The sequence below is a fragment of the Dactylosporangium maewongense genome (assembly GCF_039531485.1).
Lineage (GTDB): Bacteria > Actinomycetota > Actinomycetes > Mycobacteriales > Micromonosporaceae > Dactylosporangium > Dactylosporangium maewongense.
The window spans coordinates 565,769-582,750 of record NZ_BAAAQD010000001.1 but is presented as its reverse complement, the minus strand read 5'-3'; the positions used below and the strand labels follow the sequence as shown (position 1 = coordinate 582,750).

The following is a 16,982-nucleotide window of genomic DNA, read 5'->3' as shown; positions in this document are numbered from 1 at the left end:
ATTCATCACTCACGGTGACCGGGGCACCGAATCGCGTGATGATTGGCTACCGTGGATGGGTGACTACCGCGCCGAGCACGCCGCTGTTCACGCAGGACTTCTGGGACGACCCGCATCCGGTGTACGCCGCGATGCGGGAGCAGGCGCCGGTGCACCGGCTGCAGCTGCCGACCGGCATGGAGATGTGGCTGGTCACCAGGTATGCCGACGCCAGGTCGGCGCTCGGCGACCCGCGGCTGTCGAAGCGGGTCGGCGCGACCGCGAACGCCGCGGCCCTCGCCCGGGAGGTCAGTGCCCCGCTGACCAGGCACCTGCTGGCGAACGACCCGCCGGACCACACCCGGCTGCGGCGGCTCGTCGCGAAGGCGTTCACCGCCCGCCGGGTGGAGCAGCTGCGCGGCCGGGTCGAGGAGCTCAGCGCCGCCCTGATCGCCGGCATGGCCGAGCGGGAGCGCGGCGACGTCATCGACGACTACGCCGTGCAGCTGCCGATCCAGGTCATCTGCGAGCTGCTGGGCATCCCGCAGGAGGACCAGACGGAGTTCCGGCGCTGGACCGGCGTCCTGGTGGCCGGGTCAGTGGAGCGGTCCGGCGTGCCGGAGGCCGCCGCGAGCTTCCTCGCCTACCTGCGGACCCTGATCGCGACGAAGCGCGCCGAGCCGGCCGACGACCTGCTCAGCGCGCTCATCGCGACCACCGACGAAGGCGACCGCCTCGACGAGGACGAGCTCACGTCGATGGTGTTCCTGCTGCTGATCGCCGGGCACGAGACCACGGTCAACCTGATCGGCAACGGCATGTGGACCCTGCTGACCCGCCCGGAGGAGCACCGGCGCCTCCTCGCCGACCCGGCGCTGATCCCGCAGGCCGTCGAGGAGTTCCTGCGCCTGGAGTCACCGGTGGAGACGGCGACGTTCCGGGTGGCGATGGAGCCCGTCACGTACGGCGGCATCACCATCCCGGCGGGCGCCGTCGTCGCCATCTCGCTGCTCAGCGCGGACCGCGACCCGGACCGCTTCCCCGACCCGGCCGCGGTCGACCTGGACCGCCCCGACAACCAGCACCTGGCCTTCGGCCACGGCATCCACTACTGCCTCGGCGCTCCCCTGGCCCGGCTGGAGGCGCAGATCGCCTTCCGCGACCTCCTCGCCGCGTTCCCGGCGATGCGCCTGGCCGTCCCCGCCTCGGAGCTCATCTGGCGCCCCGGCGTCCTCATCCACGGCACCACGACCCTGCCGGTCCACCTCGGCTGAACACCAAGCCACCCGGCCACCGCGGCTGAACACCAAGCCACCCGGCCACCGCGGCTGGATACCAAGGCGCCCGGCCAGCTCGGCTGGACACCAAGGCGCCCGGCCAGCTCGGCTGGACACCAAGGCGCCCGGCCAGCTCGGCTGAACACCGAAGTGGCCGGGCACGAAGGCCCGGCCACCGGTTGCGCGAGAATTGCTAGGGCAGGACCCAGCGCTGGTTCGCGCCGGCGAAGCAGTCCCAGATCTGCAGGCGGGTGCCGTCGGTGGACACGTTGCCGGTCACGTCGAGGCACCTGCCGGAGACGGGGTTACGCAGCGTGCCGTCGGACTGCGACTGCCAGACCTGGGCGCCCGTGCCGTTGCAGTCCCAGAGCTGGATCTTCGTGCCGTTGGCGGTGCCGGCGCTGGTGACGTCCATGCACTTGCCGAGGGCCCGCAGCGTGCCGTCACCCGCGACGGTCCAGTTCTGCGCGGTGGTGCCGTTGCAGGTGTACAGCTGGACCGCGGTGCCGTTGGCGGAGGAGGCGGCGGCGACGTCGACGCACTTGCCGGCGATCCCGGTGATGCGGCCGGTGCGGCCACCCGGGTTCGTCGTCGGGCCGCCGGTCGGCTGGGTGCCGCCGGTGGCCGTGGTGTAGATCGCGCTGACCAGCGAGGTGCTGGTGTTGGTGTCCTGGGACAGCTCCCAGTTCATGATGCCGCCGGCGTTGGCCATGGCCCACGTGGTCTTGCGCTTGATCGTCGGGATGCCGTTGTAGCACTCCTGGACGCCGTTGATCGTGGTGCAGTCCCGGTTGGCGTTCGCCGGGTCGCGGGCCACGAGGTCGCTGTACGTGTAGTAGCCGGGCCGCGAGTAGAACGGCACGCCGAGGACCGCCTTCGAGGCCGGCAGGCCGCGGCCCTTCCAGAAGTTCACGGCCGCGATCGACCAGTCGTAGTTCGCGTGCGGGCTGCCGCCGTCGTAGGCCATGATGTTGAGCCAGTCGACGTAGCCGAACACGGCCGGCTGCACGCCGTTGGCGGTGCCGCCCTCGGACACGACGGCGGCGGTGAGGAGCTTGCCGCGGCTGTGCATGGCGGTGCTCAGCTGCGACATGAGCGCGGTGTAGTTGTTGCCGGAGGTGCCCGGGTCGGGGTACTCCCAGTCGATGTCGACGCCGTCGAGGTTGTACTGGTTGACCAGGTTCACGATGTTGTTGACGAACGCGGTCCGGGCGGTCGCGTTGCCGGCCAGGCCCTCGAAACCGGAGTCGTTGCCGTCGTTCCAGCCGCCGACGGCGATGGAGACCTTGACGCCCGCGGCGTGGCCGAGCGACACGATCGACTGCAGCTTCGACGGGTTGTCGAGGCCCTGCAGGCTGCCGTTGCTGTTGGGCAGCACGAACGCGTAGTTGATGTGGGTCAGCTTGCTGTACTGGATGCTGTTGGCGCTGCCGGCCCACGACGGCATGTAGCCGACGCTCTTGAACCCGTTGGGCAGCGTGGCGGCATCGGCGGCACCCTGGTTGACCAGGGCGAAGACGCCACCCGCGGCGGCGGTGGCGATGGCGAGCGCGCCGGCGGCGAAGGCCGACCGGCGGGCCCGGTGGCGTCCGGGACGGGCGGTCCCGGGCTCCAGTTCGGACGAGGAGGACAACGGGTGCTCCTTCGGATGGTCGGCCGGCGGCGAACGGGCAGGGTGGGATACCCGCAACCACTGAAGGAGGTGCCACCGGCGCGATGACAGGTGGCTGAAACGATAGGAAAGTTAACTGTCGGATGTCAATCAAAGTCGCGAAGAAAGTCGGTACCAGCGGGTATTCATGCGCTGAAATGTGTCAACCCGACCACTGAGAGCAACGCCAGCTTCTCCGCGGCGTCGGTGCCGGGCTGCGGCGTCAGCACGAGCAGCTTCTGCCCCAGGTCCGGCGTCACCAGCGTCTCGCAGTCCAGGTGGATGACCCCGACCTGCCGGTTGACGATCCGCTTGCGGTCGGAGCGGCGGACCGCGACCTCGTGCTCGCCCCACAGGGCCGCGAACTGCGGGCTCGCCGCGAGCAGCCGGTGCACCAGCCCGTCGACGTCCGAGTCGCCGTGCCGCCGGGCGGCGGTCGCCCGCAGGTCCGCCACCGTGACCCGGCTGTGGTGCTCGGCGTCCTCCTGCGGGTACGCCTGCCGCCACTCCGGATCGGTGAACCACCGCCACGCGTGGAAGCGCCGGTCGCCGCGGAAGCGGGTCTGGTCGCCGAACAGCAGCGTCGCCATCCGGTTCTGCGCCAGGGTCTCCCCCAGGTCGCTCGCCACCGTCGCGGGCGTGTCGCCGAGCAGGTCGAGCATCCGCAGCAGGCCCGCCCGCGCGTGCGTGGCCCCGCCCGGCGACCGCGGCGGCTGCTGCCCGGCCAGGTGATACAGGTGGTCCCGCTCGTCCTCGGTCAGCCGCAGCGCCCTGGCGAGGGCCGACAGCATCTGCGCCGACGGCTGCGCGCTGCGGCCCTGCTCCAGGCGCACCACGTAGTCGGTGGACATGCCGGCGAGCAGGGCGACCTCCTCGCGGCGCAGCCCGGCGGTGCGCCTTCGCGGCCCCTCCGCGAGCCCGACGTCCGCCGGGCGGATCGCTTCGCGCCGGCGGCGCAGGAAGTCGGCGAGGTCGTCACGCTGCATGCCTTCATCCTCGCCGCTCGCGGGGGCGCGCAGCCAGGGACCGCCGCTCCTACGAAAAGCGCTCCGCTGTGTGTTGTCCTCCATCAGGGGCAGTGTCGAGGCATGGAGCAAAACATGAACGGCCCTGTGATCGGGCTGGGCGCGATGGGCATGTCGGGCATGTACGGCCCGGCGGACCGCGCCGAGAGCATCGCCACCATCCACGCCGCGATCGACGCCGGCGTGACCCTGATCGACACCGGCGACTTCTACGGGATGGGCCACAACGAGCTGCTCATCCGCGACGCGCTGCGCCCCGGCGACCGCGACAAGGTCCGGCTCAGCGTCAAGTTCGGCGCGCTGCGCGGCCCCGACAACGCGTGGGGCGGCATGGACACCCGCCCGGCCGCGATCCGCAACTTCCTCGCGTACACCCTGGTCCGCCTCGGCGTCGACCACATCGACGTCTACCGCCCCGCCCGCCTCGACCCCGCGGTGCCGATCGAGGAGACCATCGGCGCCATCGCGGACCTGGTCAAGGAGGGGTACGTCCGGGAGATCGGCCTCTCGGAGGTCGGCGCCGACGTCATCCGCCGCGCGCACGCCGTGCACCCGATCGCGGACCTGCAGATCGAGTACTCGCTGCTGTCCCGCGGTGTGGAGGACGAGGTGCTGCCGGTGCTGCGCGAGCTGGGCATCGGCATGACCGCCTACGGGGTGCTGTCCCGGGGCCTGCTGTCCGGCCACTGGCGCGCCGACCGCCCGCTCGCGGCGGGGGACTTCCGGGCGCACGGCCCGCGCTTCGCACCCGAGAACGTGGGCCACAACCTGGCCCTGGTCGAGGCGCTGCGGTCCGTCGCGGCCGCGAAGGGCGTCACGGTCGCGCAGCTGGCGATCGGCTGGGTCGCCGCGCAGGGCGCCGACATCGTGCCGCTGGTCGGCGCGCGGACCCGCGAGCGGCTCGCCGAGGCCCTGGTCCCGGTCGCGCTCACCGCCGCGGATCTCGCGGCGATCGAGGCCGCCGTGCCGGCGGACTCGGCCCACGGCTCGCGCTACCCGGCGCCGATGATGGCCCACCTGGGCACCGACCGATAGCTGACCGACGATGCGTGACTGACCGTTCGCCCTGTGTACACCTGTCGATCCCATCCTTACCGTCGAGGTAAGCCTGACGGGTGGGAGGCGAAGATGGTGGGTGGGGCCCGGGGCGCGGCGGTCATGGCGGTGACGGTCGCGCTGGTGGGGGTGCTGGGGGCGTGCGGCGGCGCTCCACCGGGTCCCGGCCCCGCCACCACCCCGGCATCCCCCGCGCCCACCGCCCAGGCGACGGCGGCGCCGACGACGGACCGCCCTGCCTCGACGAAGACGCCGGCCTCGACCTCGACGAAGACGCCGTCGGTGAAGCGGACCACCGCAGCGGCCCGGCCGTCGCTCACCGAGAGCCAGCTGAAGAAGGCGCTGATCGCCGCCGACGACATCGGGCCGGGCTGGAAGACCATGAGCGGCGGCGGCAGCGGGGTCTGGCCGTGCAACGAGGAGCCGGACACCACAGCCGACGCGACCGCGGTCCGCAAGTTCGACCACCCCGGCAGCCCGGAGACGCAGGCGTCGGTGTCGCTCGCCGCGTACGAGGACTCCGACGCGGCCGCCGACTTCCTCGACGAGCTCCGCGACAACATCGGCGACTGCGAGGACGAGCCGGTCGACCTCGGCGGCGGGATCGAGCTGTCCTTCAAGGAGATCGAGCTGCTGCGGTCCAACGGCAACACCACCGACTCCGAGGTGCTGTCGGTCGCGATCCGGCAGGAGCAGGACGGCCGCTTCGCCGCCGACGGCGTCATCATCTTCATCCGCATCGAGGACGTGGTGGGCTCGGCGCAGGTGATCGCCCCGGCGCGGCGCAGCACGGCGATGGACCAGGTCGCGATCCAGATCGCCCGGCTGCAGCTGGAGCGGGCGGCCGACAAGCTGGGACGGTCGGCATGACCACCACGCCGCCCGTGCTGACCGATCCGCCGCCGGGTCCGGAGCCCGACCCCACGCCTTCTCCTGCGCCTTCGCCTGTACCCGTACCTTCGCCTTCGCCCGTACCCGCACCCGTACCTTCGCCTGTACCCGTACCTTCGCCTTCGCCCGTACCCGCACCTTCGCCCGCGCCGTCGCCCGCACCTTCGCCCGCGCCGTCGCCTGAGCCCGCGCCCGATCCCGAGCCTTCGCCGGATCCGGAGCCGGAGCCGGAGCCGGAGCCCGATCCCGGCCCGGATCCGGTGCCGCGGGACGAGGCGCGCTCGGTGTGGCCGCGCGCCGAGAAGATCCTCACGATCGGCTCGGCCGTCGTCGCCGTGCTGGCCGTGGTCGTCTCCCTGTGGGCGGCGAACGCCGGCAACAACCGCGTCGACCAGGGCCGCGAGGACGACCTGCGGGCCAGGCTGCGCGACGACATCACGAAGCTCGGCGAGCTGGACAGCACCCTGCGCGGCGACGCCGGTGACCGGCAGGCGGCGTCGCTGCAGCTCGGCGTCCACGCGATCGAGGCCTGGGAGCTCATCAAGGAGCTCGGCCCGCAGCACGTCTCGCCGGTCGACCTGGCGCTCACGGCGCAGGCCCTGGCGGCGTCCGGGATCATCGCCGACGCGCGGACGGCGATCGACCTGGCGCTGGGCCGGCCCGCGCCCGAGGACGTGCGGGTCATCCTGCTGACCAGCGCGGTGTCCGTACACCACCAGACGGGCGACCTCAGGCAGCTGCGCGAGGAGTCGCAGGAGCTGGTCACCATCTACACGGCACGGCTCGCGCGGCAGCGGACCGAGGGCAACGCCTACGCCAACCTCGGCGAGGTCTACATCGCGCGCGTCCGCTACGTGTGGGGCTCGTCGGAGGCGTCGTACCGCAACTGCGACCTCGCCCGGGCGCAGATCGACGAGGCCGACCGCCTCGCCGGGGGCGTCGACCCGCCGGTGGCCGGCATCGAGGACTTCCGCCGCTCGGCGGGGCAGCTGCTGAAGGCGAACTGCCCGGCGTAGCGGTTGGACGGATTCCGGCGTCCGTTGCTCTCCCTGAAGGAGGGAGGATCGGATGATCGATACGACGCACGAACTCGGGGTGGCACCCCCGGACTTCGCCGAGTTCTACCGGCGGGATGCGCCGGGGGTGCAGCGGTTCATGTGCGCGTTCGCCGGTCGGGAGCTCGGTGTCGAGGCGACCGCGGAGAGCTTCGCCAGGATGCTGGAGCGCTGGCCGCAGCTGCGGCGGCTCGCCGACGCGCAACGACGCGCGTATGCGCTGACGACCGCGAAGAACTACGTGCGCCGGGTGGCGGTGCTCGACGCCCGGTTCGAGCTGCTCGACGACCAGCACGACGTCGGACGGGCCGACAGCGACCTGGACCGGGTCACGGACAGCACGGGGCTGGTGCAGGCGGTGCGGCGCGTGATCGACGCGCAGCCGACCCGCCGCCGGCAGGTGGCGCTGCTGTTCTTCCTGCACGACGACACCACGGCGGACATCGCGCGGCTGCTCGACATGAGCGAGTCGACGGTCCGCAGCCACGTGTCGGCGTTGCGCAAGCTCCTTCAACCGTACGTGCAGCGGTTCCAGCAGTTCACGGAGGCGAACGGCGATGCCTGACCAGACCGACCCGACCAGAGAGCTGATCCGGCGCGCGTACGCCGATCTCTCGTACAGTGGCGACAACGACTTCGACGGTGACCTCGCGGACGTGGTCCAGCGCGCCGGCCGCCCCCGCGTGCAGGACGACACCGCCGACGTGATCACGCTGGCGCCCCGCCGGTCGCGGCGCCGGTTCGCGGCCGTGGCCACGTTCGCGGCGGCGGTCGTCACGATCCTCGGCGTCTACGCGGCGTCGGCGGGAGTACGGCCCGGACAGAGCGTCGGCGCGCCGACGCCGAACGGCAGCCTCACGGCGACGCCTGGTGCCACCGAGGAGCCGGGCGGGACACCGACGCCGGCCAGCGCGACGCCACCCGTGTCGGTGCCCTCCGTTCCCCAGGTCCTGCCGTCCTCGTGCGCGTCGTCGTGGGTGATGGAGCTGGCCGGCACCACGTTCAAGGTCACGGAGGCGCGGGGCAGCTGCCCGGCCCTGTCCCTGGACCGGATCTGGCTGCTGGACGCGCGGAGCGGCAACGGGCGGGTCGCCCCCGGCGACGCCGTCCTCTGGACGATCGTGCCGGTGGACGGCGGCAAGGGGTCGGTGCAGCCGCCCTTCACGTTCCGTCCGCGCGGCTGGCCCGGCCCGGTGGCCGGCCACACCTACGAGGTGATCTACGTGTCCCAGGATCTGGCGCCCCAGCTGAAGCCCGGCGACGACGCCGCCGCCGCCTACGAGACCGCGCTCAGCATCTCCAGGACCGTGATCGCATAAGGTCCGGACGCCCGGTGCCGAACTGGTCATCGTGGGTCCCAACGTACGCCGGTCGACCCGCCTGCTGCTTCCTGTAGCGGGCGGGCTCGCCGGTCTCGCGGTCGCGTTCCTGGTGATGCAGCTGATCACCACCGGAGCGTTCGAACGGCTCGAGGCGCGCCAGGTCGCCCAGGACGCCGACCGGATCCGGATCGGGCTGAACTCGCAGGCGGCGCTGCTCACGGCGTTCGGCGCCACGAACGCCGTGTGGGACAACGCCTACCACGACGTCGGCAACAGCGACAAGGCCGGCTTCGCCGCCGACTTCCCGCCCGAGGCGCAGAGCTCGGCCAACGACATCGACGGCATGTTCGGCATCGGCGCCGACGGCACGCTGCGGGTCGGCGGCATGACCACCGACCAGCCGACGCACGGGACCCCGCCCCCGCAGCTGCGCGACCCGGCGGTGCTCAAGCAGCTGTTCGACCCGTCCGCCGCGCCCGGCGTGTCGCGGTGCGGCGTGGTGTCGGCGGACGCGCCGTACCTCTTCTGCGGCGTCGGCACGTTCCTGAGCAGCGGCGAGGGCGCCCCGTCCGGTGGCATGATCATGCTCAAGCGCCTCGACGACGCCCGGGTGGCGCGCCTCTCCGAGGCCCTCGACCTGCCGCTGCGGCTCGCCCCGCGGGCCCGCTCCGGCGCCGACCCGCAGCCGGCGCTGCACAGCGAGCTCGGCGACCTGCGCATCACCACCAAGGTCCTCGGCGCCGACCACATCGCGGTCGACGCCGTCATCGACTCTGTGAACGGCGACAGCATCGTGCTGGAGGTCGTCGCGGCCCGGCCGATCCACGCCGCGGCGAGCGCGACCGCGGTGAAGCTGTTCGCGTTCGTCGCGGTCGCGACCGTGCTGCTCGTGATCGGGATGCTGTGGGGGGTACGGGCGGCGCTGCGCAGACGGGTCGGGCCGCTGCGGCGCACGACCGAGCAGATCATCGCCTCCGGCGACCACCAGCTGCGGATCAACCCGACCGGCACCGACGACATCGCCGTCCTCGGCAGGGCCGTCGACGCCATGCTCGACTCGTTGCAGGAGCAGGAGCGCAGCCTGGCGGAGGAGCGCGCGACGAAGGAGGCGCAGCTGCTGACGACGAACGTGCGGCAGCAGCTGGCCGAGCAGACCGTCCGCCGCCGCGCCGGCGAGGTCATCGACGAGACCAGCGCGTCGGCGCTCGCCGAGCTGCGCACCGTGATGAGCGACGCCGCCGACGTGCTCACCGCCGCCGACGCGATCGAGCAGCAGGCGACCACCGCGGACCGGGTCACCCGCACCGTCGTGAACCGCGCCGCGGACGCCGACGCCGTGATCCAAGCCGTCACGACCAGCCTCGGCCGGGTCGACGGGATCGCGAACCTGATCGCGGGCGTCGCCGGCCAGACGAACCTCCTCGCCCTCAACGCCACCATCGAGGCGGCCCGCGCCGGCGAGGCGGGCCGCGGCTTCAGCGTCGTGGCGGGCGAGGTGAAGAACCTCGCGACGAAGACGAAGGAGTCGACGGGCGACATCACCAGCACCGTCGAGGCCCTCGGCGCCAATGCGACCGCCATGGCCGGCGTGATCACCGACATGAGCCAGGGCGTCAACGCCGTCGGCGGCGCCACCGCCGAGCTCACCGCGGTCGCCGCCCGCCAGCGCGCGTCGGTCGAGCAGCTCGTCGGCGCGGTGCGCGCCGCGATCTCCCGCATCGAGAGCCTGGCGCAGGTCACCGACCGCCTGGAGCGCCGCCGCCACAACCGCGCCGCCGTCGAGGGCACCGTCCTGCTCGGCCACGGCACCATGCAGGCCGAGGCGGACCTGCTGGACCTGAGCGTCTCCGGGCTGCGCTGCGCGGCGAAGTCAGGCTGGCGGCCGCCGCTGGAGTCCGTGGTCGACCTGACCCTGACGCTCGGCACCGAACGGCTCCGCCTGCAGGGCCGCGCGGTGCGGCACCTGGACACAGACACCGCGGGCGAGGTCGGCATCGAGTTCGTGAAACCGCCACCGCAGACCGTCGCCACGATCGCCCGCTACATCACCACGTTGCTCGGCGAGGAGTGACCCCGGCGGCGGGCACTGTCCATCAACGGCAGCATCCAAGTCGCCGGGCAGAAGATCCGAGTCGGCGTCGTGCACGCCCGCAAGCACCGGACACGATCGTGATCAGCCTGGCCGCTACGTCTTCATAGTCACCAAAGCCACTCGTCGTCTGGAACATGCCGCGGGCTTGGTAGTAGGCGCGCAACGGCTCGGCCCGCTCCTGGTAGAGCGAGTGCCGCAGCATGATCTCTTCCTGTCGCTCGGCCTGCTGTGGGTCGAGCTCCATCCAGCGACGCATGACGAAGCCGTATTCGTCCTCAGTCAGGACCAACTCGATCACCGCGTCGGGCTGATGCCCGCGCCGCGTCAGGCACTCCGCCTGACCAACGGTGGTCGGGTAACCGGACAACACCCAGCCACCGTCCACTCCGGCGAGAGCGTCGGCGATGGCAGTCGCCGTCAATTCCTCAGGGACGAGATTCCCAGCGCGAATGTACTGGTCCATCTGTTCACCTGTCGCCGTCCGGTGCTGCACGTGTCCTCGGAGCAGGTCGCCCGCACTGATGAACGTCAGGTCGTAAGCTTCGGCCAGGACCTGGGCCGGACCCGACCGGTCGATTCCCGGCCCACCGACGAGGGCTACCTTCCGCATGCATTGCTCCTAACCGGGTGACCCACCCCCACCGAACCCGTCGCCGCAGGACTGGCAGCGGCCTGACATTCAAACAACTGGATCAACGCTGGCCGTTCCTGCACCACGCCGGCGGACGCCACCAATCGGGCAGCCACGCACGGACGGCACCCTGGTGCGCGCAACGAGGCTGGCGGGGCGCGCACGATGCCCCGGTGCGCGTAGTGGCCCTCTGGGTGAGGCTCATCCGGGCGCCCCGGTGCGCGTCGTGGCCTTTGGGTGGGGCGCGTCCGGCCACGGTCTTCGCGGTGAGTCGGAGGGTGGCGTTACGGGCGTGGGGGGAGGCTCGAGTCGTACATCGGCGGCAAACGATTCACGGGGAAGGCTGGTCATCCGGGAGGGCGGCGAGGATGGCGTCGCGGGTGGGGCGGCGGTCGATCTCCATGAAGCGGCCGGGGCCGGCGACGGGTTCGAAGCCTGAGCGGCGGTAGACCTCGTGGGCGTCCCGGGTGGCGAGCAGGAAGCGTTGCAGGCCGGCGGCGGACAGGTCCTCGACGATGCTGTCGACGAGCCACTGGCCGAGACCGCGGCCGCGGTGGGCGGTGTCGACGAACACGTCGCAGATCCACGCGAAGGTGGCGCCGTCCGTGACGGTCCTGGCGAAGGCCACCTGGGTGTCGTCGTGCCAGACGCTGTACGGCAGCGAGCCGGCGATCGAGCGGGCGATGACGTCGCGATCGCGGCCGAGGGCCCAGTAGGACTCCTCCGACAGCCACCGGTGCACGCGGACGATGTCGACGCGGGTGGCGTCGCCGGTCAGGACGTAGCCCTGGCGGGTGCGGTCGGTCACGCCCTGGCGGGTCCGGTCGGTCACGCCCTGGCGGGTCTCGTCGGTCACGCCCTGGCGGGTCTGGTCGGTCACGGGGTGGCCTCCGATCGCAGCCAGTGCAGCGCGGTGTGGGCGTGGCGCATGACGGTGATGTGGCCTTCCGACGCGATGATGCGCACGGTGGCGCCCGGGGCGGCCGGGGCACCCGGAGCGGCCGGAGCACCCGGAGCGGCCGGCAGGGCGGCGGCGAGGCGGGTCGCGTGGACGCTGGGCACCATCCGGTCGGCGGCGCCGTGCATGAGCAGGACCGGGGCGGTGACGGCGGCGAGCGGGAAGCCCCACGGTCGCACGTACGCCAGGTCGTCGTCGACGAGCGGCGCCGGGCCGTGCGCCACGCCGGCCGCTACGACCTGCTGGAACCAGGACCAGTCGGTGTCCAGCGCGGTCCAGTCGGCGGGGTTGAAGCCGATGTCGGCGCCGTCGCCGGGGCGGGCCGCGTGCGCCTCCTTGGCGGCGCGGCCGTCGAGGGCGGCCCGCAGCGAGGCGACTCCCCCGTCGGCCATGCCGTCGAAGTAGTCCGAGTCCGCCGTATACGGGCTGAGCGACGCGATGCTCGCGACGGCCGTGACCCGGTCGGGCAGCAGGGCCGCGCAGGCGAGGGCGTGCGGGCCGCCGCCGGAGTGCCCCATGACCGCGAACCGTGAGACCCCGAGCGCGTCGGCGACCGCGGCGGCGTCACCGGCGGCGGAGGCGACGCTGCGGTCGGGCCGCGGGGTGGATCCGCCGTAGCCGGGCCGGTCGTAGGCGATCCAGCGGATGCCGAGCGGCTCGGACACGTCGAACAGCGGCGACGGCGGCGCCCCGGTGTTGGGTGTGCCGTGGTGCCACAGGACCACGAGGTCGCCCTTGCCGGTGTCGTACGCGTGGAGTGTGCGCCCGTCGTCGAGCCGGATGTCGATCTCTTCCCCCATGTGCACCGACCCTAGCCGTCCGCCCAGGCCCGCGGCGAACGGGTTGCGGGAAGGCATACCGGGTATGCATACTCCGTATTCATGTCCATCAAGTACGGTCTGCTGGCGCTGCTGCAGCGCGGCACGATGTACGGCTACCAGCTGCGGACCTCGTTCGAGGAGTCCACCGGCGGGACGTGGCCGCTGAACATCGGACAGGTGTACACGACCCTGTCGCGGCTGGAACGCGACGAGCTCGTCCGGTCGCTGCCGGAGCACGACGGGGGGCAGCGGCCGTACGAGATCACCGACGCCGGGCGCGCCGAGCTCGCCGCGTGGTTCGCCACTCCGATCGGCCGCGGCGACCGCCCCCGCGACGAGCTGGCGATCAAGCTGGCGCTCGCGCTGACCACGCCGGGCGTCGACGTGCCCGGCATCATCCAGAAGCAGCGGACCGCCACGGTGCGGATGCTGCAGGAGTACACGCGGATGAAGCAGCGCGCGAGCGGCCCGGCCGACCTGTCGTGGCGGCTCGTCCTCGAGTCGATGATCTTCCAGGCGGAGGCCGAGGTCCGGTGGCTGGACCACTGCGAGGCCAGCCTCGCCCGGCACGCACCCCTTCCCACGCCGGCCCCGCAGGCGGCACCCGTTCCGGAGAAGGAGACGACGACATGAGCGTGTTGGAGCTTCGGGACGTGCACCGCACCCACGGGCAGGGGGAGGCGACGGTCCACGCGGTCCGCGGCGTGTCCCTGACGGTCCGGCCGGGTGAGCTGATCGCGGTGATGGGGCCGTCCGGGTCGGGCAAGTCGACGCTGCTCAACCTCGCCGGCGGGCTCGACTCGCCGACCCGGGGCGAGGTCGCCGTCGAGGGGACCGTCCTGGGCGGGCTCGGCCGCAAGGCCCTGGCCGCGCTGCGCCGGCGCCGGATCGGCTACGTGTTCCAGGACCTCAACCTGCTGCCGAGCCTCACCGCGGCGGAGAACATCTCGCTGCCGCTGGAGCTGGACGGCGTCGGGGTCCGGCGGGCCCGGCGGGCCGCGTTGACGTCCCTGGCGGAGGTGGAGCTCGAGGGGTACGCCCAGCGTTTCCCCGACGAGATGTCCGGCGGGCAGCAGCAGCGGGTCGCGATCGCCCGGGCGCTCGTCGGCGAGCGGCGGCTCATCCTCGCCGACGAGCCGACCGGCGCCCTCGACTCGACCACCGGCGAGGCGGTGCTGCGGCTGCTGCGCGCGAAGGTCGACGCCGGCGCCGCCGGGGTGCTCGTCACCCACGAGGCCCGGCACGCGGCCTGGGCCGACCGGGTGGTGTTCCTGCGCGACGGCGTCGTCGTCGACACCTCCGGTCCCCTCGCCGAGCCTGAGCAGCTCCTGGACGGGGCCGCATCGTGAGCGGTTTGCTGGTGTCGTTGCGGATCGCCCGGCGGGAGGCGCGCCGGGCGAAGGGGCGCACCGCGCTCGTGCTGTCGCTGATCCTGCTGCCGGTCCTGGGGCTGTCGTTCGCCGCCGTCACGTACGACATGTTCACCCTCACCCCGGCCGAGCAGCTGGACCGGGACCTGGGCCGGTTCGACGCGTCGGTGCACTGGCCGTTCGCGGGCACGATCACCCAGGACGTCCAGGGCTACGGCATGATGAGCGCGGGCGACGGTGGCCCGTCGAACCCGACCGCCGAGGGGCTGCTGGCGCTGCTGCCCGCCGGGTCCCGCCTCGCCCGGATCGACGAGCGCGAGGTGCACCTGACCGGCTCGACCGGTGAGCAGAAGCTGCGGGGGCACCAGCTCGACCTCGCCGACGCCTCGTACGGCGGCAAGGTGTCGGTCCTGCGCGGCGCGCCGCCCGCCACAAGCGCCGAGATCGCCCTGAACGCGGCCGCCATGGAGCTGCTCGGCGCGCGGCTCGGCGGGACCGTGCGGCTGCGGGACCGGGGCGACGTCAGGGTCGCCGCCGAGTTCGAGTTCCCCGACAACCTCCATCCGCTCGCCGTGCTGCGCCCCGGCACCCTGCCCGTGGAGCCGCCGGGCAGCAGCACGACGTGGCTGGTCGACGCGCCCGCCCCGGTCACCTGGGAGCAGGTGAAGGCGCTGAACCAGCACGGGATCGTGGTGCGGTCCAGGGCCGTCGTGCTCGACCCGCCGCCGGGCGCGCCGTCGTGGAACACCAGCGACGGCGAGGTGTTCCGGCTCGGCATCCTCGTCTTCGGCCTCGGCGTCCTGGAGGTCGTGCTGCTCGCGGGGCCGGCGTTCGCGGTCGGCGCCCGCCGCCGACGGCGCGAGCTGGCCCTCGTCGCCGCGAACGGCGGCACCCCGGCGCAGCTGCGCCGCATCGTCCTCGCCGACGGGGTGCTCCTCGGCGTGGCCGCCGGGGTGGCCGGCACGGCCGTCGCGATCGTCGCGGCGTTCGCGCTGCGGGGCGTGTTCGAGGAGCACGTCTCCCACGCGCGGGCCGGCGGCTACCGGGTCTACCCGCAGGCGCTGCTCGGCATCGCCGCGCTCGCGTTCGTCGCCGGGGTCGGCGCGGCGCTCGTCCCGGCGTTCACGGCCGCCCGCACCGACGTGGTCGCCGCCCTCGCCGGCCGGCGCAACCGGACCGGGCCCGGCCGCCGCTGGCTGGTCGTCGGGGCGTGCACCATCGCCGCCGGGGCGGGCGTCGCCGCGTACGGGGTCGCCGCGATCGACTCGACCGTCGTCATGGCCGGCCTCGTCCTCGCCGAGCTGGGCCTGGTCGTGTGCACGCCGTCGCTGGTCGGGCTGCTCGCCCGGCTGGGCCGGCGGCTGCCGCTGGCGCCCCGCATCGCGGTGCGGGACCTGGCCCGCAACCGGTCCTCGACCGCGCCGGCCATCTCCGCGGTCATGGCCGCCGTGCTCGGCGCGGTCACCATCGGCGTGTACCTCGCCAGCGACGTGCAGCGGCAGCTCGACATGCAGGTCAAGGCGCTGCCCGACGGGTACGCGGACATCACCCGCGGGTGGGGCAACCACGGCGAGCGGGCCGAGCCGCTGCCGACGCCGCGGCTGGTCGAGGCGGCGACGTCGACGCTGCCGGTCACGCGGACCGTCGAGCTGCGGGGGCCCGGGTGCGCCCCGCCGGCCACGGCCGACGCCTCGTGCTGGATCACCCCGGTCAAGCCGGTGCACCGGCGCTGCCCGTACCGGCCGGGCGAGACGACCAAGGAGCAGGAGCGCAAGGCGGCCCGCGACCCGCGCTGCCGCCAGGACTCGTACGTGATGAGCGGCGGCGCCAACGCGACCACGATCGTCGACGACGGCTCGACGTTGGGCGTGGTCTCCGCCGCGACCGGTGACGACCTCGCCCGGGCCGAGGCGACCCTGCGCGCCGGCGGCGTCGTCGTCGCCGACCCCGACCTGGTCGAGGACGGCAAGATCATCCTGGCCGTGCCGGGCAAGGACGACCCCGCCGGGGAACTGCACACCGTCACCGTCCCCGGCTACGTCAGCACGACCGCCGTCTCCCGGCTCTTCGTCGCGCTCTCGCCGGAGGCCGTCGCCAAGGCCGGGCTGACCGTGGAGGTCAAGGGCATCGTCGTGGCCACCAGCCGGATGCCGACCAGGGCCGAGATGGGCGCGTTCAACGCCGCCGCCGAGGCCCTCGGCAACAACTACCACGGGTCGGTGGCGGCGCCGTACCAGCCGGACTCGACGGTCACCCTGATCGTGCTCGCGATCGTCGCGGGAGTCATCGCGCTCGGCGCGGCGGGCATCGCGACCGGCCTGGCGGCCGTGGACAGCCGCCCGGACCTCGCCACGCTCGGCGCCGTCGGGGCCTCACCGGGGGTCCGCCGCCGGTTGACGCTGAGCCAGGCCGGGGTGATTGCCGGGGTGGGCTCACTGTTGGGGGCCGTGGCCGGGTTCGGCGCCGGGTGGGCGGTGCTCGCCGCGCTCAACCGCAAGGCGCTGACCGAGTGGCCCAGCGACGCACTGTTTCCGCTGGTGGTGCCCTGGTTGAACGTGCTGGTGGCGGTGCTGGTCGTGCCGCTGGTCGCGATGGCGGGCACCGGCCTGCTCACCAGGGCCCGGCTGCCGATCGAACGGAGGGTCTGATCTCCTGGAGGTCGCCGGGCCACGCTAGGATGTCCCGCAAGTCCGAATAGGGAGATCCCGTGACTTCCGACGAAGAGCCCGAAACGTCCGAGTTCCAGGACGGCGGCGCCAGCGCCAACGGTTCCGGAGCGCTGATCCTCTTCGGGGTGATCGGTGTGCTGGTGATCGTCGGCTTTCTGTACTCGGTGATGAGCCGCTGACGTCGT

Annotated in this window: 16 protein-coding genes; 11 read left to right on the top strand and 5 right to left on the bottom strand. The window is 73.0% G+C overall.

Features of this window, described 5'->3' with window-relative positions:
• The first annotated feature begins 59 nt into the window (after window positions 1-59).
• Entirely contained in the window at window positions 60-1,253 is a 1,194-nt protein-coding gene (locus ABD332_RS02445) for a cytochrome P450 family protein (protein WP_344499007.1), read from the top strand.
• 196 nt (window positions 1,254-1,449) lie between these two features.
• Here the strand turns inward: ABD332_RS02445 and ABD332_RS02440 are convergent, their stop codons facing one another.
• Both ABD332_RS02440 and ABD332_RS02435 read right to left on the bottom strand, forming a co-directional pair.
• Entirely contained in the window at window positions 1,450-2,889 is a 1,440-nt protein-coding gene (locus tag ABD332_RS02440) for a glycosyl hydrolase family 18 protein (RefSeq protein ID WP_425552108.1), read from the bottom strand.
• A 164-nt stretch (window positions 2,890-3,053) separates the two neighbouring features.
• Window positions 3,054-3,893, bottom strand: a complete 840-nt coding sequence (locus ABD332_RS02435; RefSeq protein ID WP_344499005.1) for a helix-turn-helix transcriptional regulator — start codon at window positions 3,891-3,893, stop codon at window positions 3,054-3,056.
• Window positions 3,894-4,007: 114 nt separating this feature from the next.
• On the opposite strand from ABD332_RS02435, the gene ABD332_RS02430 reads away from it, so the two are divergent.
• The 6 genes from ABD332_RS02430 (at window position 4,008) to ABD332_RS02405 (ending at window position 10,327) form a co-directional block, all read left to right on the top strand.
• Entirely contained in the window at window positions 4,008-4,967 is a 960-nt protein-coding gene (locus ABD332_RS02430; RefSeq protein WP_344499003.1) for an aldo/keto reductase, read from the top strand.
• 93 nt (window positions 4,968-5,060) lie between these two features.
• Complete coding sequence (locus ABD332_RS02425) at window positions 5,061-5,858, top strand: hypothetical protein (RefSeq protein WP_344499001.1); 798 nt, start codon at window positions 5,061-5,063, stop codon at window positions 5,856-5,858.
• Between the two features lie 305 nt (window positions 5,859-6,163).
• A complete protein-coding gene (locus ABD332_RS02420; protein WP_344498999.1) occupies window positions 6,164-6,895 on the top strand; it encodes a hypothetical protein in 732 nt (243 codons plus the stop codon).
• 52 nt (window positions 6,896-6,947) lie between these two features.
• The gene (locus ABD332_RS02415; protein WP_344498997.1) at window positions 6,948-7,499 is read left to right on the top strand and encodes an RNA polymerase sigma factor; all 552 of its coding nucleotides are present in this window, start codon (window positions 6,948-6,950) and stop codon (window positions 7,497-7,499) included.
• On the top strand, window positions 7,492-8,253 hold the full coding sequence (locus ABD332_RS02410) for a hypothetical protein (protein ID WP_344498995.1): 762 nt from the start codon (window positions 7,492-7,494) through the stop codon (window positions 8,251-8,253). The genes ABD332_RS02415 and ABD332_RS02410 overlap by 8 nt, the downstream gene beginning before the upstream one ends.
• 31 nt (window positions 8,254-8,284) lie before the next feature.
• Window positions 8,285-10,327 (top strand): methyl-accepting chemotaxis protein, encoded by a 2,043-nt coding sequence (locus tag ABD332_RS02405; RefSeq protein WP_344498993.1) that lies wholly within the window; start codon window positions 8,285-8,287, stop codon window positions 10,325-10,327.
• Window positions 10,328-10,349: 22 nt separating this feature from the next.
• Here ABD332_RS02405 and ABD332_RS02400 read toward each other — a convergent pair whose 3' ends face one another.
• The 3 genes from ABD332_RS02400 to ABD332_RS02390 all read right to left on the bottom strand — a co-directional run bounded on the left by ABD332_RS02400 (window position 10,350) and on the right by ABD332_RS02390 (window position 12,737).
• On the bottom strand, window positions 10,350-10,958 hold the full coding sequence (locus ABD332_RS02400; RefSeq protein ID WP_344498991.1) for a nucleoside monophosphate kinase: 609 nt from the start codon (window positions 10,956-10,958) through the stop codon (window positions 10,350-10,352).
• 352 nt (window positions 10,959-11,310) lie between these two features.
• Window positions 11,311-11,787, bottom strand: a complete 477-nt coding sequence (locus ABD332_RS02395; RefSeq protein ID WP_344500682.1) for a GNAT family N-acetyltransferase — start codon at window positions 11,785-11,787, stop codon at window positions 11,311-11,313.
• A 68-nt stretch (window positions 11,788-11,855) separates the two neighbouring features.
• Window positions 11,856-12,737, bottom strand: coding sequence for an alpha/beta fold hydrolase (locus tag ABD332_RS02390; RefSeq protein ID WP_344498989.1), 882 nt, complete (start codon window positions 12,735-12,737; stop codon window positions 11,856-11,858).
• An 81-nt stretch (window positions 12,738-12,818) separates the two neighbouring features.
• On the opposite strand from ABD332_RS02390, the gene ABD332_RS02385 reads away from it, so the two are divergent.
• From ABD332_RS02385 to ABD332_RS02370, 4 genes are read left to right on the top strand one after another with little or no spacing between them, the layout of a single operon-like run.
• Window positions 12,819-13,391: a PadR family transcriptional regulator gene (locus tag ABD332_RS02385; RefSeq protein ID WP_344498987.1), complete on the top strand. Its 573-nt coding sequence runs from the start codon at window positions 12,819-12,821 to the stop codon at window positions 13,389-13,391.
• Entirely contained in the window at window positions 13,388-14,107 is a 720-nt protein-coding gene (locus ABD332_RS02380) for an ABC transporter ATP-binding protein (protein WP_344498985.1), read from the top strand. Before ABD332_RS02385 ends, ABD332_RS02380 begins: the two co-directional genes overlap by 4 nt.
• Window positions 14,104-16,776 carry an FtsX-like permease family protein gene (locus ABD332_RS02375; protein ID WP_344498983.1) on the top strand — a complete coding sequence of 891 codons (2,673 nt, stop codon included), beginning with the start codon at window positions 14,104-14,106 and terminating at the stop codon, window positions 16,774-16,776. Before ABD332_RS02380 ends, ABD332_RS02375 begins: the two co-directional genes overlap by 4 nt.
• 59 nt (window positions 16,777-16,835) lie before the next feature.
• Complete coding sequence (locus ABD332_RS02370) at window positions 16,836-16,976, top strand: hypothetical protein (protein WP_344498981.1); 141 nt, start codon at window positions 16,836-16,838, stop codon at window positions 16,974-16,976.
• The last annotated feature ends 6 nt before the right edge of the window (window positions 16,977-16,982 follow it).